Below are 23,497 nucleotides of genomic sequence, written 5' to 3' on the forward strand. Positions count from 1 at the left end.
ATTGAAAGGATTGATGTTTTTTTTGTATTGTTTACTGAGTAAGATAAGAGATACTGATATTCCCTTTTGATAATCTGAAGTCCTGGGTGTATCCACATCTTAGCCTGAATGTCTCTCCGGCAGCAAAGGGCTGGATACCCGTTAACTGATGATATACATATGTTGTTCTTTCTCCGTGTCCTGTTGATACTGCTGAAACTAAGTTTTGAGTATCAGCCTCTTTCTGAAGTTGTGACGTTGCTGTTCCAGCTGTTTCATTAGTTCCGTTAAGGTTTAAGTCATAGGTGAAATAGGTTGCTATATTATAGAATCCGGTCCTGTTTACTGTAAATATCCCGGTGTTTGCATCATAGGAAATAAAATTATTATCTATTTTGTTAACCATATTATAAATGAAATTTTGAGCCAGGTTTTCAAAAGTTCCGGTTACGTGAGTTCCTGTATAGCTGCCGGTAGCTGGTGATATATTACCCTTGTTGCCCACAAAGACTACTTTGAAAAAATTTTGAGATTCTATAGTTCTCCAGGTAGGAGCTGTACCTGGCCCATTGGAACTTAAAAATTCACCGTCTTTACCTGCAGTACCCTGTACATTTTCAGAACCTCCTACGTTCAGTTCTTTTACCACCTGCAGTGAGCCGTTGACGTGCAGTGTTCTCTGTGGAGTAGATGTCTGGACTCCGATTTGTGCATAAGCAAATATTGACATAGCAAATAATGCTACACTTAATAGTTTTCTTTTCATCTTAAAAATGTGTTTTGTTGGGACAAATGTATGGATTATTATAAAACGAAAAAAAATCAACAATAGATGATTAATTTTATTATTGTGGTTTATTTTTATATAATTTGTTTTTTGCGTGTTTTATTTAAATTAATTTGCTGAATTTTTTGAATTAATTTAAATTCATTTTTCTTGTTCTTTATGATTTTTTTTAAATTATAGAAGAATTTCTATGATGATGTAAAAACTATAGTTTTTAGCAAGGATTATTATTGTGATAACAAGTGTTACTGACTTCTTTACCTAATATAAAGGAACTCAATCTGTAATTTTATTATACAGTAAAAACCACAGAATAAGTCTGTGGTCTTTGAATATATGAATAGTTGAAGTGATTGACGTTTGTCTCGTTTATGGAGTAAGATAAGAGATATGAATATTTCCACCCGATAATCTGAAATCCTGGGTATAACGGCAGCGTATTCTGAAGGTTTCTCCCGTGTTGAAAAAATTAATGGAGGAAAGATTATGATTCAAGCCTGTTGTACGCTCGCCATGTCCTGTGGATATACCTGCAAGTGTCGTGAGAGTAGGGGAAACTTTTTGGATATAGGAATTGGCCGTTCCTGCAGTTTGTCCTGATGGATTTAAATTAAGATCATAGGTTGCATAAGGAACGATATTGTAAAACCCCGGCTTTACTACCGTGAAAAGCCCTGTGGTAGAATTGTAAGTTAAATAAGCCGTATCGATCTTATTACTCACATTGAAAACATAGGTTTGTGAATAACTTTCATGAGTATTAACCGGTGTAGAATGGGTTCCTGTGTAGCTTCCGCTTGCAGGGCTGATGTTCGTTTTATTTCCCACATACACTACCTTTAAGAAGTTTTCAGACTCTATAGTTTTCCATACCGGCGCAATGCCCTCTCCATTTGACATTAAAACCTCTCCTTTGTTTCCGGAATTTCCTTTTGTTTTGTCGTCCCCACCTACATTCAGATCCTTAACTACCTGAAGTGTACCGTTTACATGCAAAGTATTTTGGGGTGTGGGTGTTTTAATCCCTACTTGTGCACTTAACTGTATGAACATGACAAATAATGCCATATACAATAGTTTTTTTTTCATCATTTGTTGATTTTTTATTGGCACAAATATAAAATGTTTTTTAAATGTCTGTTTTTTAAGGAATTGATAAACATATTGAACTATGTCTGGCTTTGACTTATATAGCTGAAAATATGGCTCTTATTTAAAAGCCATATTTATTTTATCTGTAAAAAATGTGAGTTGAAAATTTGAATTATTAAATTTTATTAAAATTGATTTTTTTTTAATATTTAAATTTAAGTAGTGTAAATTACTGTTAAATAGTGTTTTATGTTTATTCTGTAATTACGGTATACGTTCCCGGAATTAGAATTAATTTCCTTCTTTTCTATGAAACATGTTAAAATTTCATTCCCACTCCAGCAGAAATTCTTCCACCATCTGAACCATAGAAATAATTCAGCCTTGCAGACATCATTTCCACAATACTCAGCCATACACCTGCGCCGGCAGACTGATGCCATTTTCTGGAATTTTCACTGTCGTTCCATACACGGCCAATATCATATCCGATAAGAATTCCCATGTTGGCAGGCACAATATTATTTCTTACCCGTCCAAAATCCCATCGTATTTCTGAGTTATTGGTCAGGTAGGATCTTCCTGAGAATCTTTCGTTTCTGAAAGCTCTCATTCCATTATTACCCCCGATAGCCGCTGCCTGATAGAATTCGAAATTATTATTATTGATCCACATCACATTGCTGGAATTGGCGAATACAAATTTTCCTTTTTTATCAATCCTGTGGTCGATGGCAAGTTTTCCTTTTACCGTTACGAAGTTTTTATTAAAATCGGAAAGGGTTGCTTTCCAGTCTGCATTAAGCATGAATTCCAGTCCAAGAGTAGGGAAGGCAGCATTATCTGCATTTTTATAGCCAAAGGTATAATTGGCTCCTACAAACTGCTGGCTGTTGAATACACCAGGTCTCACATCCGGTGACTGGTTGATGAAGCGGTCAGCTTTTCGCTGTACTTTATTATCTTCAAAAGTTAATTGAAACTGGTGGCTGAGGTTCATCCAACTCTTCTGAGAGATGGAAGGCGCAAAGTTGAATTTGGAAATTCTTGCTCTGTTGTATTCTCTTTCCGTATCCTCTTTATCATACTCACTTTCATTGGAAAGCCCAAAGAAGTTTTGAGAGAATCTCGGCGTTGTATAAAATGCATCAAGATTGATATCCCAACCGGAGATGGCTTTTTTAAATACCCCCTTGTACGTAAGGCTAAATCCTGCGGTAGCCGTATAAAAATTAGCTTTTAAGCTGTGTCTTTGAGTAAATGGATCGCGGATAAAATTATTCACGGTATAATTGGCCAGAACCCCTACAATCACCCCATCATCCGGGTTATAATCCAGGTTTGGATATCCGGCAACAGAATTATATTTAGGGTGCTTATAATTATAGCTGTTGATATCATAATCATCCGTAATATTCCTCGTTGCATTTCCGGAATTGTATGTGTTTTTCTGAGATTTGAAATCATAGATCTTTACCTTTCTTCCGTCAGCAACGTTATAGGTATCATGATTATATCCACCAATCAGCCTTATCGTCATTTTAGGGTTTCCGCTTCCGGTAACTACATAAGTGTCATCATCTTCCAATCCATAGATCCACAATTCTTTTGTTTTCGAATCCTGATAAGTTTTTTCAAAAACAAGTTCATTCTGATCTTTATTCTTACCCAGATCATATTGCTGTACAAGTACGGAATGTCCGTTTTTGGTAATGACAAATTTATCAGGATGTATCGTTCCTGCAAGAGGTACTTTTCTCTGCAGTACATCATAATACTGAGCAGCGTAGGTCTGTAATTTTGTCTTTCTTATTTTCAGTTTTCTCTGGATTTCATCGATGGTCTCATCCTGCACTTCTTTCGGAAGGTTATGAAAAGCTTCATCAATATCCGCATCAGTCAGATGTTCCTGAATATATTTTGCCTGGGTTTCCCACTCATTCTGGTCTGCACCTTTTAAGAACACAAGATCCATCGGGTAAGGTTCCATGGCAAGCCATTTTACACTGCTGATGTCTTCTGTAAATGTTTTCATGTGGCGGATGGCCGGAACATTCATAATAATTTTAAAGGCTGCACCGTCATATTTACTGAATGCCTGATCCCTGTCTTTAGGAATAGGTTTATAGATTACTTTATCACCGGCTTCATATTCTGCCCATTTCCATTGGTCGGAATGTCTGTCCCAGTCACCGATGAGCATATCAAATAATCTTGCCCTGATATAAGATTCCCTGTCTACAGAATATTTACTGCTTTTGCTGAGGTTTTTTAATACATCATCGGTAGAAACAATATCTTTTGCATTATCGAGAGAAGCCAATGTCTTTGGATCTGATGAAAAACGTTCTTCAATCATATACATTTCATCTCCATAGTTTTCGTTATATCTTCCCAAAGCCTGCTGTTTAGGAATATAATACAGTTTTGGGTTGCTATGGAAAATACCCAGTTTTTCCGACATATTTCCAATCGTAAATGGAGTAAATGGATGATTGGTAGTATAAAAATCCAGCAGGAATTTTTCAGGATAGGTATCTGCAAGTTCTTCTCCCAATGTACTTTTCTGAAAAGCCATATTGTTTAAGAAGCGGATTGCACTTTTTTTCACCCCACGCATTACAAATTCCTGTCCGTCTGCAGATTTCAATCGAAGGCTGTTGGATTGGTTTCCTCCTCCTTCTCTGAAAGGAATATATCCACCGTTTAATTCTGAAAGATTAGCTGTCGGGGCATCAATGGGAATTCCATAATATCTTCTGTAATGATCTCCCCAAAGCCAGCGGTAAAACTTTCTTTTTTCGGTAAGCTGCACCGGGTAAATGGTTGAAGAGAATGTGGCAGGAAAAGAATTGGGAAAATTATTGACGAATACATCCGGTTTGGAAATTACGGATATATGAGTCAGTTTTTGAAGTTGAGCATCTTTGGTAGAAAAATACTCCACATCTGTACTTTCATCTTTTCTGAAATTTAAAACTGCGAAACCACTGCCTCCGTAGGAAAAGTCTGTTGTTTCTACAATGGTGGACGGATCTGTTTTTGAGCCTGCACCACTAATGATTTGCCTTAAGTTTCCATCTTCGTGATACTGTAGATTATGGTCATGACCCGATACGAAAATAATATTCTCCTTATCCTGAACAATACTTTTCAGCCGGTTGGCCATGTCAGCATAATGTTGATTATTGATATCTTCAGGGCTCGCTCCTGAAGAACTTCTTAGTATATTGATGACACTTGCTACTACAGGAACAGGAACTTTACTCTTTAGAGGAAAGAGATGGGATTTTGCAGAATTAAAACCTGCATGGGTTCCACTGCTGATGATAGGATGATGTAAAGCTATAATTATTTTTTTACCCTGATTTTTAATGATAAGATCTTTGAACTCCGTAAAAAAATCTTCGCGGGTTTTGATATTACAGTTTTTGTTGATTCCCGGATAATTATCCCAGTTGGCAATCACCCATTCTGTATCGATGGCGATAAGCTTGATATCTTTAGAAACATTGATATCATCAATAGGACAGCCATTTTTAGGAAGGAAAGCTTTTTTATCATCAAGATATTTTTTTACCAGCCCTTCCTGGGTATTTAATCCTTCCAATCCATTATACCAATCGTGATTTCCTGGAATTACTAATGTTTTTCCTTTGAAATTTTTGGTAATGGAAAGCTGGTTTTCCAGTTTTTGCTTTGCGAGGGAGTAATCTTTGTCTGTTTCTTCAGGCATCCCATTGGGATAGATATTATCTCCCAGAAAGATCAGCATCGAATTACTATCCGCAGAATCCAGCTTGCTTTTCAGTAAATTCAATGTTTTTTGGGCCTGAGGTTCATCTGAGTTTCCTGCATCTCCAATCAGAAAGAGTTTGAAATCATTTTCAGATTTTATTTCGGAATCTTTTACTTCAAATAAGTTTTTGCCCTTTTGTACGTTATAGGTAGCACAGGAATAAAGGACTCCTGCGGACATTACTGTTCTAAGAACAATAGAAGTATTTTTTAGATGAGTTTTAAAGGATAAATTCATAAATTTACATTAACAAAATTTCAGGGATGAGCATTTTACAAAAAGCTAAAAATTATGTTGAAATCTTATTCAAAGATAAGTTATCTTCGGTATATTTTTATCATAATTTTATCCATACTGCCTATACAGTTAATAAGGCTGAGGAAATCATGAAAAATACTCCTGTTTCTGAAGAGGATCAGGAGAAGGTACTCGTTGCATTATGGTTTCATGATACAGGGTATATAGAATGTGCTTTGAACCATGAGGAAAGGAGTGTAGAGGTGATGAAAGCCTTTTTACACCAGGAAAACTATCCTGAAAACTATATTGCAGACGTTGAAAAACTGATTCTGGCCACGAAAATACAGTACGAACCTCAGAATTTACTGGAAAAAATTGTAAAAGATGCAGACTTCAGTCATTTTGCAGGCCATGATTACAGTGATATTTCCGATGCTTTAAGAAAAGAATGGGAACTGACGAATGTAAGATGCTTTTCCAATGAGGAATGGAATGCCGGAAATCTGGATATGCTGAAAAACAAGCATACCTTTTATACAGATTATGCCAAAGAAAACTGGGAACCTTTGAAAAAGAAAAACATCAAAAAGATCGAAAAGAAGCTGGAAAAAGAAGAAGAGAAAAAAGAAAACAAAAAGGAGGCTTCCGAAGTTAAAAAAGAAAAAGAAAAATCGGACAGAAGTGTAGATACTTTATTCAGAGTAACGCTGAATAATCATACAAGATTGAGCGATATTGCAGACAGTAAAGCCAATATTCTTTTATCTGTAAATGCCATTATTATTTCAGTTTGTCTTTCTGTACTGGTTCCGAAGCTGGATGCGCCTAAAAATTCGCATCTGATTCTTCCAAGTTTTATATTATTGCTGTCTAGCGTACTGACGATCATATTTGCGATTCTGTCTACAAAACCGAATGTCACAAAATCAACATTTACTTCTGAGGATATTGTCAACAGAAAAGTAAACCTGCTGTTCTTTGGAAACTTTCAGCAGATGTTGTTTGACGATTATAACAATGCCATGAAAGACCTTATTAAAGACAGGGATTACATCTATGATTCCATGGTGAAAGATTTATATTATCTGGGAAAAGTTCTTAACAGGAAGTACAAGCTTTTATCCATTACCTATAAGATCTTTATGGCCGGAATTATTATTTCCGTTTTATCTTTCGGGGTGGCCTTTCTTAGTCTTTAATTAAAATATACACAAATGATAGTCCGACAGCGTACGAATTGGCTGAAAATGTTATTTATATGGAGAGGTTCCGTATTAAAGAAAATTGTTGTTCAGCTTTCCATTATCACGCTGTTTTCTCTGGCTATCTATTTTTTCAAAGGGAAAATATTTGATTATAAAGTGCATCTTAATCCTACCATTTTTACACTGATAGGACTTGCACTTGCCATATTTATGGGTTTCTGTAATTCTGCAAGCTATGACCGCTTCTGGGAAGGCAGGAAACTTTGGGGATTACTTGTGATCGAAACCAGATCCCTGACGAGACAGATCTTATCCTTAGTGAATGATTCTTCTCCCGAGGCTAAAAAGGAAAAAGAGCAAATTATTAAACTGATTTCTGCATTTTCCTGGTCTCTGAACTTTCAGCTAAGAGATAAAACAGGGACAGAACATCTTGAAAGGCTGCTTTCTCCCGAACACCTGGAACAGGTGAAGAACAAGAAATTTATTCCCAGTATTATCCTTGGGTTTATTGCAGACTGGCTCAATGAACAAAATAAAAAAGGAAATATAGATACTATCGTCATGACTTCGATGGATCATCAGCTGAATCAGTTTTCTAATATTTCCGGAGGCTGTGAGAGAATTTACAATACACCGTTACCCTTTGCTTACAGTGTTTTGCTGCATCGTACCGTATACCTGTACTGTTTCTGGCTTCCTTTCGGACTGGTAGATTCATTAGGATGGATGATGCCTCTGATTGTTTTATTAATCAGCTATACCTTTATTGCTCTTGACGCTATTATTCAGGAGATTGGAGAACCTTTTGGTGAAGAGGAAAATGACCTTGCCCTGAATAGTATCTGCCGTACCATTGAGTTTTCTATTTTTGAACAGGCAGGAATTCCACAAGGGGAGTTGAAGAAACCGGATACTTATTTTGTGGATTAAAGATATTTACTACTCTTGAGGAAGTGTAAAAGAAACTCTCAGTGCCAGCAATCCTGTAATACCCTGAAGATCCTCTACTCTTAAAAATTCTATATCATTTTGTAAAACTCCTTTCTTCTGGAGTTTGGAAATATAATCTAAGTATTCCTTCTGGTTTTCCATGCCGAAATAGACGATGGTAATTTTTCCGGGAGCCGTAATGCGTTCTGAAGAATCTTTCACGTGGGCTTTATCCAGACGTTTTTTGATAATCTCGTAATACGAATTGTATGCGCCGTCTACATCAAACCGTTTTTCATCCATTCTGAAACGGATGTCTATTTTTTCGTTATATACAAAGATCAGTGAAGCAATATCCAGTTGTACAGGAAGATATTTTTTGAACGACTGAAATTCAAGTTCCATTTTACAGATCGTTTTCAGCTGCCAGTATCTCAGTTTATGAACTACTTTCGAAGTATAATGCAGCTCAGGAGCGATAGAGGAACCACTGTAGAGATTGTGTTCCACACCATCAGATTTAAATCTTTCATAATAATGCGGGAAAATCTCCTGTGCCTTCACCTGGCTTTCGTCCAGCATATCGGCCAGTTTTCGGTTGACTAATGTGATAGAATCATCAAGGTTTTTCCTGTGGTGATAAAACAGATCCGTAGAAGTAAAGATGTGTGAAAAATAGTCTTTGATTTTCGTTTTGATTTCTCTCGAAGTTCTTACTTCCAGTTTTCCCTGTAAAAAAGGATGAATTTCTTCCCTTAATAACCTCTGGAAACGCTGTTCCGTATCTGCTTTGATTTCATTGTTGATTTCATTTTCAAAGACATCCAGTGCCAGTACAAATTTTTCGGAATCGGAATTGGTGAGTATCAGAATTTCATTCAGCCATTCAATCTGCTGGTTGAGATCCTGCAGCATCAGATTGAAACGTTTTTCCGAAGAGGAACGGATGTCTGAAACCCCAAATAGCGGAGTAAGATTTTTAAATGCAATCTGTTTTAAAGTATATATTTTTCTTCCGAGTGATGCGGTAAAATATTTTTCAGCTTCATTTCTGAATTTCCAGACCACACTGTCGTGGATCGTTGTATATTCACGCTGAATAATGGCTTCTATCTGATAGTTTTTCTCAAAGTAAAATCTGTTCAGAGAAAAAAGAACCATATCAGTGAAAAACTCCAGTTTTTTTAGCTTTAAACCATTGAAGCTTCCGGCAATAGGAGAGGTGAATTCCATAATTGCAAGAAGTTCGCCGTCCTTCATAATGGGAATTACCATGAAACTATTGACATTGTTGTCCTTTAAAATACTGAAGGAAGGAAGCAGCTTGACATTCTCGTCCAGGTTGTTTACATTGGAAACAACGACAGGTTTTGAATTATGATTTAAATTATTAAAGGTGCTTTTACGTGTCTCTTCATCAAATGCATTGATCCAGAAATCCAGGATATGATTCGTGAGAAGACTTTCATATATCGGAAGCTTATCCAGTTTCTGTTCCTTTTTGTTAAACGTCATCAACCCGAAGTTGAGTTCAGGAACATCAAAATAGGATTTGAAAATTTCAGTAAGATTTTCGTTGGGATTCATATTTTCCGGATCAATTTCAATCATGCTTGATTTCAGATCGGAAAGGGCTACTTCAGAGGTACAGTCTACCAGTGAAATAATGGTGAATCCTTTCAATATCCAGGATTGGGATGGGAAATATTTCTTCCACATTTTAAAGTCATCCAGGTTTTCCAGCAACATATCCAGAACATCATCGGACGGAATTTTGGCCTCTTCTGTGGGAGTAATTTCCGTAAAATCTGAATTGACCGTAATTTTATAATGCTTCATGATTCCCTGCTTATTGGGGATATCATAATAAAATGGGATCGTACTTTTAATATCTTTTTTGAAATAGCTCTGAAGAATCAGACAACAGCAGAATACATAAAATTCATTATCTGAAATATTTCTGAGTTCTATTTCGAAGTCTTTTCCGGCATCTTTCAGAATATCTTTAAACCTTTCGGTATAGTTGAAGGTAATGTTGGAAAGCGGAATGCTTGCTGCCTTTATTTCATTTCTGGTAAGGCCAGTCGGGAAAAGATCGGCAAGAAGCAGTCTGATGAGGTCTTCATATTTTTCAAGAAGGGTTGTGTCCTGAAAACCTTCTCTGAGTTCTTTAAAATTTCTTGTGCTTTCGATTAAAGACTCTGCATAATTGACCCTGTATTCCAGTCTGTCGTTATACCGGATATGTTCCAGAACATCCAAATATTTTTTGAATGATATATAAACCTGAAAGGGAGAGTCTTTTTTATAGAGATTAGCCAAGAGCTGAAAAATTTAGAGTAAAGTTATGAAAAAAGCGGAATATTAATAGGAGTATAATTTATTTTATTGTACATAATTTACTTGTACTTCGGGAAACTATATAAGATATTTTGTCATTATTTGTTGTTTTTTTGGAAAGGGGGATGGCAGGATTAATGAATAATAAATTTTATGAATTTTATTTCAAATATTGTCAAAAAAAAGCACAACTGAAAAGTTGTGCTTTTTATATCTTAAAATTCAGATTTTACAATCCGAACATTCTTGCAAACATATCCGGGAAAACTCCAAGGATGATGATCAAAACAATAACAATTACTGCAATGATGTTATAAGTAAGGGTTACTTTTTCTGATGATTTGAATGTTGATTCTTTAAAGAAGAACATGGCAATGATCAGTCTTAAATAGTAAGCGATAGATAGGGCAGAACCTAATACTGCTACCAATACTAGGAAAGCAGCACCATTCATAGCCTGGGAGAATAAAGCAAATTTCCCCATGAAACCAGCTGTTAACGGAACTCCTGCCATTGAAAGCATAGAGATCGTTGCTGCTGTTGCTAATAAAGGTTCAGTTTTTGCCAATCCTTTGAACGCTCCGAAAGAAGTTTCTCTTTTTAATTTCTCTACCCAGATCAGACACATGAAAACTCCTACTGTAGATAAAGAATAAGCAAACAAATAGAAGGCAAGGTTATAAGTAGAAAGGCTTGTCATTCCGAAGAATACCAATCCGATATATCCTGCGTGAGATACTGAAGAGTATGCCAACATTCTTTTTGCATTTGTCTGAGCAAGACCCATAACGTTTGCCAAAAGTAAAGTAATGATTAAGAATACTCCTAAAACATTGATCCATTCATGAGTAACTCCAGTGAAACCAAGCGTCATCAATCTGAATAGCGCAAAGAATCCGGAGATCTTTACAACACTCGCCATGAAAGCTGTGATCAATGAAGGAGAACCTGCGTATACATCAGGGCTCCACATGTGGAAAGGTGCTAAAGCTACCTTGAATGCCAATGCACAAAGAATCAGTAATACTCCTAAGATGAACATTACATTCCCTGAATTAGCTACCCCGAAATCATGGATTTTGTATAAATCAAAACTTCCTGCACTTCCGTAGATGAATGCAATACCGAACAGTAAGAAACCTGTTGCAAATGCACCCATAAGGAAATACTTAATTGAAGCTTCATTGGATCTCAAATCAGTTTTGTTGGCTCCAGCCATTACATATAATGGAATAGAAAGGATTTCAACTCCTAAGAACATCGTTACCAGATTCTGGTATCCGAAAAGGATGATCCCTCCACATAATGCAAATAGCATCAATGCATATAATTCTGACTGGTGGCTTCTGTGATTGCTGAAAGCAAAACCACCAAGGAAGAATAATAATAAAGTTGTTACGATTGATATTTTAGTGAATAATGCGGTATTGTCACTGTACTCATACATATGCTTGTAATGGTCGAAGAACGAACATTCCGGCATAAAACTTACATACAATGCAATGATTAATCCCAAAATCCCAATGTATCTTGCGAATTTTCCTTGTTCAAAAACTCCTGAAAATAACGCAATAACTGCCGTTAGGAAAACAATAATTAAAACACTCATTTCTTAAAATATCAAATTAACTTACCATTGATTGGTAGATAAACTTCACCGAACTACTCACCATGTCGATTACCGGTTGTGGGAAAATACCCAGTAAGATCACAAAAACCGCTAAACTTGCCAATACAGAAAATTCTACACCTGATAAATCTTTTGCTGTACTTAAAACGGCTTCATCACCTTCTCCGAACATTGCTTTTCCGTAGAATCTCAATAAATACACAGCACAAAGAATTACCGTAAGACCAGCAATTACTGCTGCTGTTCCGTTAAAATCATAAACTGATTTCAACAAAATAAATTCCCCGATGAATCCATTGGTTAATGGAACTCCCATTGAACCTAATATAATGATCAAGAACAATACTGCAAACTTAGGCGCTACTTTAGCTAAACCACCCATTTGTCTGATGTCTCTTGATTTGAATCTCTTGTATAAAATATCACAACAGTAGAATAATCCCACTACGTTGATACCGTGAGCAAAAGTCTGTACCAAAGCTCCTTCAGCTCCTTCTACATTGAAAGTTCCTCTCAAAGTAACTACTGCAGAAGCAAAGATCCCAGCTACCATCAATCCTACGTGAGAGAAAGATGAATAGGCAATGATTCTCTTCATATCCGTCTGGATAATAGCAATCAAAGCACCGTGAACAATTCCTACAATAGCAAGAATAATTACAATCTGTCCGGAAATTCCGGCAATCGGAAGCGGAGTGATTGGTAATAAATAACGCATTACACCGTATACTGCCATCTTCAGCATGATCCCTGATAATAACATGGATCCCTGAGTAGGAGAGTAGGTATAAGTATCAGGCTGCCATGTATGGAAAGGGAATACCGGTAATTTCACTGCAAAAGCAAAGAAAATAAACCAGAATACCACAGTCTGCTGTACCTCGTTAAGCTGAGCATTATATAGATCTGTTAAAGCGAATGATGCAGAGTGGTTGTACACATAGATCAATCCGGCTAACATAAATAATGATCCCACGAATGTATATACGAAGAATTTCGTCGTAAACTCAAACCTTTTATTCTCTTGTCCCCAAAGTCCGGCAATGAACCAAATTGGAATCAAAGTTACTTCCCAGAAAATGTAGAATAACAATCCGTCTAAAGAAGTGAACACTCCTACAAGACCGAACTGCATCAACAGAATCAATCCGTAGAATGTATTTCTGTAGTTTACATTTTCGTTGAAAGATGATAAAATAATGATTGGAGCCAGAATATTGGTCAATAATAAAAGAAGCATGCTCATCCCATCGATACCGAAGTGAAGAGAGCTCTTCATAAATTGTGACCATGGATAATTGATCTCATGCTGCAATACGCTGTCTACTGTCGGAGTAAAATCAAAATCCGATAGTATATAGAACGTAAGAAGCATTTGTACCAATGCGATTCCAAGCGCCAAATATTTGCTGGAATTATTCTTCCAGGCAAAAACTAATCCCGAACCTACTAGAGGTAATAGTAATAATGTTAATAACAAACAAGACATTATTATTGTAATAAAAAGTTAACAATTAATATAATTCCCACCGCTAAAGACATGATAAGGATATATGTCTCTACATTTCCGTTCTGTACACGCTTCATAGCTTTTCCGCTGTCTTCAGCACCATCACCTACAAAGTTTACAAAACGGTCTAAGATACCCTTATCAAACATTTTTCCTCCGCGTCCTAATCCTTCAACAGTTTTTACAATCAATGCGTTGTAAAGTTCGTCAACGTATAATTTCTTAGCAGAAAGCTTTTCCCATCCGGTGTAACTTTCCTCTGCAACAGCCATCTTTTTCTTACTTACATAAGTATTTCTAACGATGAACCATACAGTGAAAAACATCAATACTGTAGCTGCTAATAATATCATTTCAGTATTGAAAGGTACTCCTGAAAGAGTAGCTTCCATCTGGCTGTAGCTTTGTTCTGTAAGAACCGGCTTTAACCATTCCATCAGTTTGGCATAGTGGCCGTGACCGATGAAGTGTGGCAGGTTGATAAAACCACCGATTACAGAAAGAATTGCCAATACGATTAATGGTAATGTCATATTGGAAGGGCTTTCATGTAAATGGTGTTTCTGTTCTTCAGTACCTCTGAATTCTCCATGGAATGTAAGGTAGTATAATCTGAACATATAAGTTGCAGTCATTGCCGCTAAAACAAATAAGATGACCCAGTAAATCGGGTTTTTAGCGAAAGCTGCTACTAAAATTTCGTCTTTGGAGATCATCCCTGATAATAAAGGGAAACCTGAGATGGCTAATGTTCCGATAAGGAATGTAGCGTGGGTAAGAGGAATATATTTTTTAAGACCTCCCATGAAACGCATATCCTGTTCGTTGCTCATGGCATGGATTACAGAACCTGCACCTAAGAATAATAACGCTTTAAAGAATGCGTGTGTCATTACGTGGAACATTGCTGTTGTATACGCTCCAAGACCTAAAGCGATGAACATAAATCCAAGCTGTGAAACCGTAGAGTATGCCAACACTTTTTTGATGTCGTTCTGACGAAGTGCATAAAATCCTGCCAAAGCAGCCGTTAAGAATCCGATGAATAAAATTACTCCCTGTACGGTAGGCGCCAAAGTAAATAAGAAGTTGGATCTTACTACTAAATAGATACCCGCAGTTACCATCGTTGCCGCGTGGATCAACGCTGATACAGGAGTTGGTCCCGCCATCGCATCCGGTAACCATGTATATAATGGAACCTGAGCAGATTTACCGGTAGCACCGATGAATAAACTCGCTGTGATAAAGATAATCACTGTTCCGTCTAATTCAAATTTTGAAGCGTTTTCTGCTACAGAAAGATAATCTACAGCATTGGTCTGAGAAGCGATCATGAAGATACCGATCAATAACGCAAGGTCACCAATTCTGTTCATAATGAAAGCTTTTCTTGCCGCTTTACCGTATTCTTCGTTGGTATACCAGAATCCGATCAACAGGTAAGAACAAAGACCTACACCTTCCCATCCGATAAACAGGATAAGGTAGTTGCTTCCCATTACCAGAAGTAACATCGAGAAGATGAAAAGATTCAGATAAGTAAAGAACTTATAGAACCCTTTGTCATGACTCATATATCCGATAGAGTATAAGTGGATCAGTGAACCGATACCCGTAATGATCATCACCATCATTAAAGAAAGCTGATCAATCTGGAATCCAAAATTGATTTGAACTCCGTTTACTCTAAACCATTCAAAAGCTTTTACAATAACAGGCTGGCTCTCAGAATTGAAATTCATGAAAATACTTACAGCAATACAGAAAGATCCGAAAACCATAGCTGTAGCCAAAGATCCTACCAATATTTTGGGAAGATTTTTTCCGAATAGCCCGTTAATAAGAAACCCTAAAAGTGGTAAAAGTACTATTGCATATACTAGATTCTCCATTCTTATCCTCTTAATTTATTAAATATACTCACATCTACAGAACGGGTGTTTCTATATAGCATCGCAATAATTGCTAAACCTACCGCTACTTCAGCAGCAGCTACCACCATAATGAAGAAAACTAAAAGTTGTCCGTCGCCGTTGCCTTTATACGCTGAAAAAGCTGCCAATAAAAGGTTTACAGAATTCAGCATAAGCTCTACACAGCCCAGAATCACAATAGCATTTTTTCTAAGCAATACTCCCATTACTCCCAGACAGAACAATACTGATGAAAGAATGATGAAGTAGTCCAAAGGGATGCTTTGTATAAATGTATTTACTTCTCCCATAATTTTATAAATCTTTTTTACCGATTAATACCGCGCCTACAATACCTGCCAGAATAAGGATGGAAGCAAGCTCAAACGGTAAAACATATTCATTAAACAAAAGTCTACCCAGATTTTTGGTAAGACCAACACCTCTGTCTACATTTTCAACAACAATGTGGTTTTCTCTTACACCTCTGAAAACGCCTAATACTCCTACTAAAAGAATACCTGCAGTAAAAACTCCAACAAATTTTAAAGTATTGTTCTTCTTACTTTCGTCTCCTTTATTAAGGTTAAGCATCATTAAGATATAAAGGAAAAGTACCATGATGGCACCTGCGTACACTATAATCTGGATAATTGCAAGGAACTGTGCATTGAGAAGAATGTACATTCCGGCAATTGAAAACATCGTAACAATTAATGACAAAATAGCATAGAGAGGATTTCTTGCAAATACAAAATACACTGCACTTGCCACTGCTAAAAACGCCACCAAGAAAAATAAAAACTGATCCATTATTTTACCGCATTTTTTTGTTTCTCGGATTGTCTTGTCGTGATATCAATCCTTTCATTTATTTTTTCAACTAATTTATCTTTCCCATAAATGAAAGAACCTCTGTTGGTTTCCACATCTACCAATCTGTCGGTAAGATAGATCGCAGACTTAGGACAGGCCTCTTCACACATACCACAGAAAATACATCTTAGCATATTGATTTCATATACTGAAGCGTATTTCTCTTCTCTGTAAAGACCTCTTTCCTCTTTAGTTCTTTCAGCAGCCGTCATCGTAATGGCTTCTGCAGGACAAGCTACCGCACAAAGTCCACAAGCTGTACATCTTTCTCTGCCTTCCTCGTCTCTTTTCAAAACGTGCTGACCTCTCCAGATAGTGGTTCTTGGTTTCTGTACTTCCGGATACGAATATACTGCGGGAGCACCCTTTATCACGGTTCTTACAGCATGCTTAAATGTAATCCCCATTCCTGTAAAGATGGCAGGAAGGTAGATTTTTTCAGCAAGGGTCATTTCTTTATTGGAAACAACTTTTGATCTGTTTGTAAGTTTCATTTAATTATAGATATTAGATGTTAGACACCAGATTTTAGACTAATCTTGTCTGTTATCTTAATTTTTAATATTCAATATTCACACAAACCTAACAGGTTTTAAAAACCTGTTAGGTTTAGATAATTTAATTTCCAAACGCTAAAATTACAGCTCCTGTAATTAATAGGTTTACCAATGCCATTGGGATTAAAGTTTTCCATCCCAAGTGCATTAACTGGTCATATCTGAATCTCGGAAGAGTCCATCTGATCCACATAAAGATCAGAATTCCGATAACAGTCTTCGTTAAGAATGCTACGATACTCAAAATCCCCGCAGCATTTTCACCCCAGTTCTGAGTTACCCATTCAATACCAGGATAGTTGTATCCTCCGAAGAAAAGAACTACCATGAATGCATTGGAAATAAACATGTTCACGTATTCCCCGAACATATATAAACCTAATTTCATGGAAGAGTATTCTGTAGAATATCCTGTTACCAATTCAGATTCACACTCAGGTAAATCGAACGGGTGTCTGTTGGTCTCTGCCAAAGCGGCTACAAAGAAAACAAGGAAAGCAATCGGCTGGTAGAAAATATTCCAGTTCAGCCCAGAAACCCAAGGAATAACTCCCCATAATTTTCCGGTAGTCTGGCTTTCAGTGATTTCCTTCAGATCCAAACTTCCTGACATCATAATGATAGAAAGAAGTGCTAATCCCATCGCCAATTCATAAGAAATCATCTGAGAAGAAGCACGGATAGCACCTAGTAATGAATATTTGTTGTTCGAAGCCCAACCTCCGATCATAATTCCGTAAACTCCGATGGAAGCCATACCGATGATGAAAAGTACACCAACATCAATATTTGCTACCTGAAGATCAAAAGAAGTACCTGCAATATTTAAACTTTTACCCCAAGGAATCACAGCGCCTGTAATCAATGAAATAAACATTACCAAAGCCGGCCCCAATACGAAAAGAAATCTTTCTGCATTGGCAGGTGTAAAGTCTTCTTTAAAGAAGAATTTTCCACCATCAGCAAGAGGCTGCAGTAATCCGAAAGGTCCTGCTCTGTTAGGACCAATTCTATCCTGCATGATAGAGGCTACTTTTCTTTCTGCCCAGGTAGAGTAGGCTGCAATCGTCAAGGATAGCAGGAAAAGTGCTAGTACAAGTATTAGTTTAAATGTAAGTAAATCCATTTTTTATTTTAAATGTTTGAAGATGGGAGCTGGAAGCTGGAAGTGTATTACGTCTTGCCATCAACTCTTCATCACATTACCAAATTTTTTTTATATATTTTAAAACAGCTAAAGTTAAAACTGAAATTTAGGGTATTTATTAAACTCCCAGCTTCCAGCTTCCTAACTTTGAACTATTCTATTTTTCGTCTTTTTCACTGATTTCTTTAGCCATCGGATTGTCTAAAACTCTTAGCTCATCTTTAGGCTTTTCGTAGTGGTTCAATGAAATTACAGAATGTCTGTCGATATGTCTAGGACCTTCGATGTTCCAGTCTGATAATGCTTTTCTTTCGAAACGACATGTATCACAGATGAATTCTTCTACTTCACCCCACTGGTCTTTTCTTGCCGTTACTCTTACAATTTCATCACCTTTAAACCATACTACAGCTTTTCCGGAACATTTATCACATTTACAAGTTGCATTCATCGGTTTTGTAAACCAAACTCTGCTTGCAAAACGAGCTGTTCTGTCTGTTAATGCTCCTACAGGACACACATCGATAACGTTTCCGATGAAGTCATTGTCTAAAGCTTTATTTAAATAGGTTGAAATTTCAGCGTGATCTCCTCTGAAAAGGATACCGTGTTCTCTTGTTTCTGTAAGCTGGTTAGCTGTCAGTACGCATCTTGCGCAAAGAATACAACGGTTCATATTTAATTTGATGTTCGGTCCAAGATCATCAGCTTCGTAAGTATTTCTTTCGAATTCTGTTCTTGTGTTTTCCACACCATGCTCATATCCTAAGTCCTGAAGATGACATTCTCCTGCCTGGTCACAGATAGGGCAGTCCAGCGGATGATTTACCAAAAGGAATTCGGTAACCGCTTTTCTTCCTTCCTGAGCTTTCTCAGAAGTAAGATTTTTTACTTCCATACCGTCCATTACATTAGTTCTGCAGCTTGCTACTAATTTTGGCATAGGACGAGGATCTGCTTCAGATCCTTTAGAAACTTCTACCAGACAAGTTCTACATCTTCCTCCACTGGTTTCCAACTTGCTGTAGTAGCACATTGCAGGAGGTACAGATTTACCACCGATTTGTCTTGCAGCTTCCAGAATGGAAGTACCAGGCAAAACTTCAGTAGTCTGTCCGTCTATAGTTATTTTGAATTTTTTAACTTCTTCGCTCATATGACATGCTTTAAGCTTTATGCGTTAAGCAATAGGCTTTGTTATTTATATTTCTTAGTATTAAATGTATATCCAATTCCTCCCAGAACCTGTCCGAAAACAAAATCCTGGCGTGCTTTGTCCGGCTTGTTATTCAACGTGGTTTTGATGTCCCACATATTGATATATCCTGCTTTTCCTTCTAATCTCAGCATCCAATTTTTCCAGAATACGAGGTTAAGACTGGATCTGATATCAGTTCCCATACCTGCAACGTGAAAACGGTCACTTCTTTCATTACCAAAAAGTTTTACATTACTTTTCGGAAACATAAACCCGATTCCGGCTCCATAAGACCACACTAAATCTATATTTTTCTTATGAACAAGATTTTTGTATTTCTCAAGACCTAAGTTTTCATAATTAAGTCCGTCTGTATGTTCAAAAGTAAGGAACTTCTCATCTGCAAGATTAACCTGCCCGTTCTGAACCATTGCTGCATATTCAGGATCTGAAATATGACCTTTGAAACCTACAGTCTGGTTCTGATCCATTACATATTTCATGTGGTCGATCCCTAATATCAATGCTAAATTATCTTTAATAAAATATCCTATTCTGAAATTATACTGTGTTACAGTAAACCAGCTTGGATCAAAATAGACAATTCCAAATTTTGTAGGTCTGTCCTGCGCGGTTACATTATTCAATTGAAAATCGTATCCGTTTCCGGTAAAATGGATGTCAGAATTACTATAAGCGGCTCTGTTCCAACCATAAAATACGAAAACCTGACCTTTTTTGCTTAATGGTAAAGGCTTTTCCTTTCTTTCAGCTTTAATCTGCTGTTTCTCACTCACTAAATATGACAAATCCTCTTCAACAGATCTGTTATAATTTGCAGTATCAGTTTTTTTATTCTGTGCAAATACAAAATTCGACATCATTAAGCCGACCACCAATAATTTTTTCATCTTTTACCTATGCGTTCTTTTCAACAGCCGGGATAGGATCTGCATAATGTGCCAATCCATAGTTTTGTGTCTGAGACAACTCTGGGTTTTTTACGTGCCACTCAAATTCATCTCTGAAGTGACGGATCGCTGCTGCAACCGGCCAAGCTGCTGCATCACCCAACGGACAAATTGTATTTCCTTCGATTTTTCTCTGGATATCCCAAAGTAGATCGATATCTTCCATTTTTCCTTCTCCTTTTTCGATTTTCTTTAAAATCTTGTACATCCATCCTGTTCCTTCACGGCAAGGAGTACATTGTCCACAGCTTTCGTGGTTGTAGAATCTTGCCAAAGTCATAGTATGATCTACAATACACTGGTCTTCATCCAAAACGATGAAACCTCCTGAACCCATCATGGTTCCGGTAGCAAAACCACCGTCTGCCAATGATTCGTAGTTCATATATCTTGGCTCACCGTTCACTGTTCTCAACAGTAGATTTGCTGGAACAATCGGAACGGAACTTCCTCCAGGAATACAAGCCTTTAATCTTTTACCATCTTTAATACCACCGCAATATTCATCAGAATAGATAAACTCTTCTACAGTGATCGTCATATCGATTTCGTATACACCCGGTTTGTTGATGTTTCCACAAGCAGAAATTAATTTCGTTCCTGTAGATCTTCCAACACCTATTTTAGCATATTCAGCACCTGTAATATCAATGATTGGAACTATCGCAGCAATAGATTCAACATTGTTTACCACCGTTGGTCTTTCCCAAAGACCTTTTACAGCCGGGAATGGCGGTTTTAATCTCGGGTTACCTCTTTTTCCTTCAAGGGATTCAAGCAATGCCGTTTCTTCACCGCAGATATATGCTCCACCACCTCTCTGTACATAGATTTCAAGATCGAAACCGGTTCCTAAAATGTTTTTACCTAAAAATCCTGCTGCTTTAGCTTCTTCAATAGCTTCTTCAAGGATATCCGGAATCCATGAGTATTCTCCACGGATGTAGATATAAGAAGTATTGGAACCTAAACAGTAAGAAGAAATCAGCATTCCCTCAATCAATAAATGAGGAAGGAACTCCATCAGATATCTGTCCTTGAACGTTCCGGGCTCAGATTCATCTGCATTCACTACAAGGTGTCTTGGAACGCCTTCCGGCTTTGCCAGAAAGCTCCATTTCATTCCTGTTGGGAATCCAGCTCCACCACGACCTCTTAGTCCTGAAGCTTTTACTTCTTCAAGAATTTCGTCAGGAGTCATTTTCAAGGCTTTTTCAGCAGCTGTGTACCCCCCTTGTTTGCGGTAGGTTTCAAAGTAGCGAATACCTTCTATATGTGCGTCTTTAAGTAAAAGTTTTTTACTCATTGTTATTTGCTTATTGCAATAGGCTTTTGGCTTCTTGCATTAATTATGATTAAACGTTAAGTGAATAATTTAAAATCTACAATGTAGAATTTAAAATTTCTATTAGTCTAAAGCAAGTTGTCCCTGTCTGCAAAGATCAAGGATTTCATCTACTTTCTCTATCGTTAAATTTTCATGAAAGAATTTTCCAAGCTGCATCATGGGTGCGTATCCACATGCTCCAAGACATTCAGCCGGTTTTAATGTGAACATACCGTCTTCAGTAGTCTCTCCGTCTTTAATGTTCAGTTTGGTTCTGATATGATCCAGAATTTTTTCGCTTCCACAAACCATACAAGGTCCTGTTCTGCAAACTTCTAAAACATACTTACCTACAGGCTTCATATTAAACATGGTATAGAAAGTAGCCACTTCATATACTTCGATCGGTTGGATACTTAATAGTCCGGCAACATAATCCATCACAGGAACATCTAACCATCCTCCGAATTCTTTCTGCGCCAAGTGAAGTACAGGAAGAAGAGCAGATTTCTGTCTTCCTTCAGGATATCTTGCGATAATTTTGTGTACCTGTGCTAAACTTTCCGGTTTAAAAGCTATTGTTTCGCTCATTTTTTATCTAAGATTAAAGAACATAGAAAAAGAGAGAATAGACTCTGAAATTCGTGTCCTAAATTCAATTTATATTGGGTGATGAAAGTCCTTTATCTTTCATCTGTTTTCTAAATTCTAATTATGCGTCTAATTCTCCCGCAATAATATTCATACTACACATCGTTACAATGGCATCCGAAATTACAGAACCTGTAATCATTTCAGGATATGCCTGATAGTAGATGAAGCATGGTCTTCTGAAGTGAAGTCTGTAAGGGCTTCTTCCTCCGTCACTCACAAGATAGAAACCTAATTCTCCGTTTCCACCTTCTACAGCATGATAAACTTCTCCTTTCGGTACATCAGTTTCTCCCATTACAATTTTGAAATGGTAGATCAGTGCTTCCATTTTCTGATATACATCCGCCTTTTCAGGAAGATAGAAATCAGGAACATCCGCGTGGAATGGTCCTTCCGGAAGATTTTCGTATGCTTGTTTGATAATTTTGATTGATTCCCAGATTTCCTGCTGACGAACCATGAAACGGTCGTAAGTATCTCCTGAAGTTCCTACAGGAATAATGAAGTCGAAATCTTCATAGGAAGAATAAGGCTGTGCAACTCTTACATCATAATCTACTCCTGCTGCACGTAAGTTTGGACCTGTGAAACCGTAGCTTAATGCTCTTTCAGCAGAAATTGCTCCTGTACCAATGGTTCTGTCCATGAAAATTCTGTTTCTTTCTAATAAAGTACAGAATTCTTTAAATCTTGGTGGGAAAGTTTTTAAGAAGTCTTTCAACAACTCATGAAACTTAGGAGTGAAATCTCTTTCAAAACCTCCTATTCTTCCCATATTGGTTGTCATTCTGGCTCCGCAGATCTGCTCATACATATCATAAATACGTTCTCTTTCGATGAACATATAAGTAAGACCTGTAATCGCTCCTGAGTCCATTCCGGTTACCCCGTTACAGATCAGGTGGTCACCGATTCTTGCAAGCTCCATGAGGATAACACGCATATAGTCTACACGTTTTGGAACTTCCACGCCAATCAGCTTCTCTACTGTCATATGCCAGCCTAAGTTATTGATGGGTGCAGAACAGTAATTCATACGGTCTGTAAGGGTAGTGATCTGAGAATAGTTTCTTCTTTCAGAAATTTTCTCAAATGCTCTGTGGATGTATCCTACTGTTTGCTCAGCGTGAAGGATTCTCTCTCCGTCCATCGTTAAGATATTCTGGAAAATCCCGTGAGTAGCAGGGTGAGTAGGTCCCAGATTCAGGGTATATAATTGTCCGTCAATCTGTTCCTTACTTTCGTACTGGTTTAGTATATTAGATAATGAGTTATCTTTCATAAGTATTATAATTGATAATTGATAGTTGATAATCGATAATCATTTATCTATCAT

Annotated in this window: 18 protein-coding genes; 2 read left to right on the plus strand and 16 right to left on the minus strand. The window is 37.2% G+C overall.

Features of this window, described 5'->3' with window-relative positions; genetic code table 11:
- Positions 1–31: 31 nt before the first annotated feature.
- From FB551_RS18900 to FB551_RS18910, 3 genes are all read right to left on the minus strand, one after another.
- Entirely contained in the window at positions 32–745 is a 714-nt protein-coding gene (locus FB551_RS18900; protein ID WP_047428431.1) for a hypothetical protein, read from the minus strand.
- Between the two features lie 390 nt (positions 746–1,135).
- The gene (locus tag FB551_RS18905) at positions 1,136–1,858 is read right to left on the minus strand and encodes a hypothetical protein (protein ID WP_142018567.1); all 723 of its coding nucleotides are present in this window, start codon (positions 1,856–1,858) and stop codon (positions 1,136–1,138) included.
- Positions 1,859–2,177: 319 nt separating this feature from the next.
- Complete coding sequence (locus tag FB551_RS18910) at positions 2,178–5,894, minus strand: metallophosphoesterase (protein WP_142018568.1); 3,717 nt, start codon at positions 5,892–5,894, stop codon at positions 2,178–2,180.
- 26 nt (positions 5,895–5,920) lie between these two features.
- Here FB551_RS18910 and FB551_RS18915 point away from each other — a divergent pair, with 26 nt between their 5' ends.
- Positions 5,921–7,096 (plus strand): Pycsar system effector family protein, encoded by a 1,176-nt coding sequence (locus tag FB551_RS18915; RefSeq protein ID WP_047428422.1) that lies wholly within the window; start codon positions 5,921–5,923, stop codon positions 7,094–7,096.
- 15 nt (positions 7,097–7,111) lie between these two features.
- A complete protein-coding gene (locus FB551_RS18920; protein ID WP_047428419.1) occupies positions 7,112–8,035 on the plus strand; it encodes a bestrophin family protein in 924 nt (307 codons plus the stop codon).
- Between the two features lie 9 nt (positions 8,036–8,044).
- Here the strand turns inward: FB551_RS18920 and FB551_RS18925 are convergent, their stop codons facing one another.
- The 13 genes from FB551_RS18925 to nuoD all read right to left on the minus strand — a co-directional run bounded on the left by FB551_RS18925 (position 8,045) and on the right by nuoD (position 23,443).
- Positions 8,045–10,357 (minus strand): GAF domain-containing protein, encoded by a 2,313-nt coding sequence (locus tag FB551_RS18925; RefSeq protein WP_047428416.1) that lies wholly within the window; start codon positions 10,355–10,357, stop codon positions 8,045–8,047.
- A gap of 247 nt (positions 10,358–10,604) precedes the next feature.
- On the minus strand, positions 10,605–11,984 hold the full coding sequence (locus tag FB551_RS18930; RefSeq protein ID WP_142018569.1) for an NADH-quinone oxidoreductase subunit N: 1,380 nt from the start codon (positions 11,982–11,984) through the stop codon (positions 10,605–10,607).
- Positions 11,985–12,000: 16 nt separating this feature from the next.
- Positions 12,001–13,494 carry a complex I subunit 4 family protein gene (locus FB551_RS18935; protein WP_142018570.1) on the minus strand — a complete coding sequence of 498 codons (1,494 nt, stop codon included), beginning with the start codon at positions 13,492–13,494 and terminating at the stop codon, positions 12,001–12,003.
- A 2-nt stretch (positions 13,495–13,496) separates the two neighbouring features.
- The gene (gene nuoL, locus FB551_RS18940; RefSeq protein ID WP_142018571.1) at positions 13,497–15,410 is read right to left on the minus strand and encodes an NADH-quinone oxidoreductase subunit L; all 1,914 of its coding nucleotides are present in this window, start codon (positions 15,408–15,410) and stop codon (positions 13,497–13,499) included.
- 2 nt (positions 15,411–15,412) lie between these two features.
- Complete coding sequence (gene nuoK, locus FB551_RS18945) at positions 15,413–15,742, minus strand: NADH-quinone oxidoreductase subunit NuoK (protein WP_002983557.1); 330 nt, start codon at positions 15,740–15,742, stop codon at positions 15,413–15,415.
- A gap of 4 nt (positions 15,743–15,746) precedes the next feature.
- Entirely contained in the window at positions 15,747–16,244 is a 498-nt protein-coding gene (locus FB551_RS18950) for an NADH-quinone oxidoreductase subunit J family protein (protein ID WP_047428404.1), read from the minus strand.
- On the minus strand, positions 16,244–16,801 hold the full coding sequence (locus FB551_RS18955) for a NuoI/complex I 23 kDa subunit family protein (RefSeq protein ID WP_034693420.1): 558 nt from the start codon (positions 16,799–16,801) through the stop codon (positions 16,244–16,246). The genes FB551_RS18950 and FB551_RS18955 overlap by 1 nt, the downstream gene beginning before the upstream one ends.
- Before the next feature lie 124 nt (positions 16,802–16,925).
- Positions 16,926–17,990, minus strand: a complete 1,065-nt coding sequence (gene nuoH / locus FB551_RS18960) for an NADH-quinone oxidoreductase subunit NuoH (protein ID WP_047428401.1) — start codon at positions 17,988–17,990, stop codon at positions 16,926–16,928.
- Between the two features lie 178 nt (positions 17,991–18,168).
- Positions 18,169–19,167 carry a 2Fe-2S iron-sulfur cluster-binding protein gene (locus tag FB551_RS18965; protein WP_034693425.1) on the minus strand — a complete coding sequence of 333 codons (999 nt, stop codon included), beginning with the start codon at positions 19,165–19,167 and terminating at the stop codon, positions 18,169–18,171.
- 41 nt (positions 19,168–19,208) lie between these two features.
- Positions 19,209–20,120: a hypothetical protein gene (locus FB551_RS18970; RefSeq protein ID WP_142018572.1), complete on the minus strand. Its 912-nt coding sequence runs from the start codon at positions 20,118–20,120 to the stop codon at positions 19,209–19,211.
- 7 nt (positions 20,121–20,127) lie between these two features.
- A complete protein-coding gene (gene nuoF, locus FB551_RS18975; RefSeq protein ID WP_045492881.1) occupies positions 20,128–21,486 on the minus strand; it encodes an NADH-quinone oxidoreductase subunit NuoF in 1,359 nt (452 codons plus the stop codon).
- 102 nt (positions 21,487–21,588) lie between these two features.
- Positions 21,589–22,098, minus strand: coding sequence for an NADH-quinone oxidoreductase subunit NuoE family protein (locus FB551_RS18980; protein WP_123945414.1), 510 nt, complete (start codon positions 22,096–22,098; stop codon positions 21,589–21,591).
- A 121-nt stretch (positions 22,099–22,219) separates the two neighbouring features.
- Entirely contained in the window at positions 22,220–23,443 is a 1,224-nt protein-coding gene (gene nuoD / locus FB551_RS18985; RefSeq protein WP_034693431.1) for an NADH dehydrogenase (quinone) subunit D, read from the minus strand.
- Positions 23,444–23,497: the final 54 nt, after the last annotated feature.

This window comes from Chryseobacterium aquifrigidense, from assembly GCF_006716485.1.
In the GTDB taxonomy this organism is placed as follows: Bacteria; Bacteroidota; Bacteroidia; order Flavobacteriales; family Weeksellaceae; genus Chryseobacterium; species Chryseobacterium vietnamense.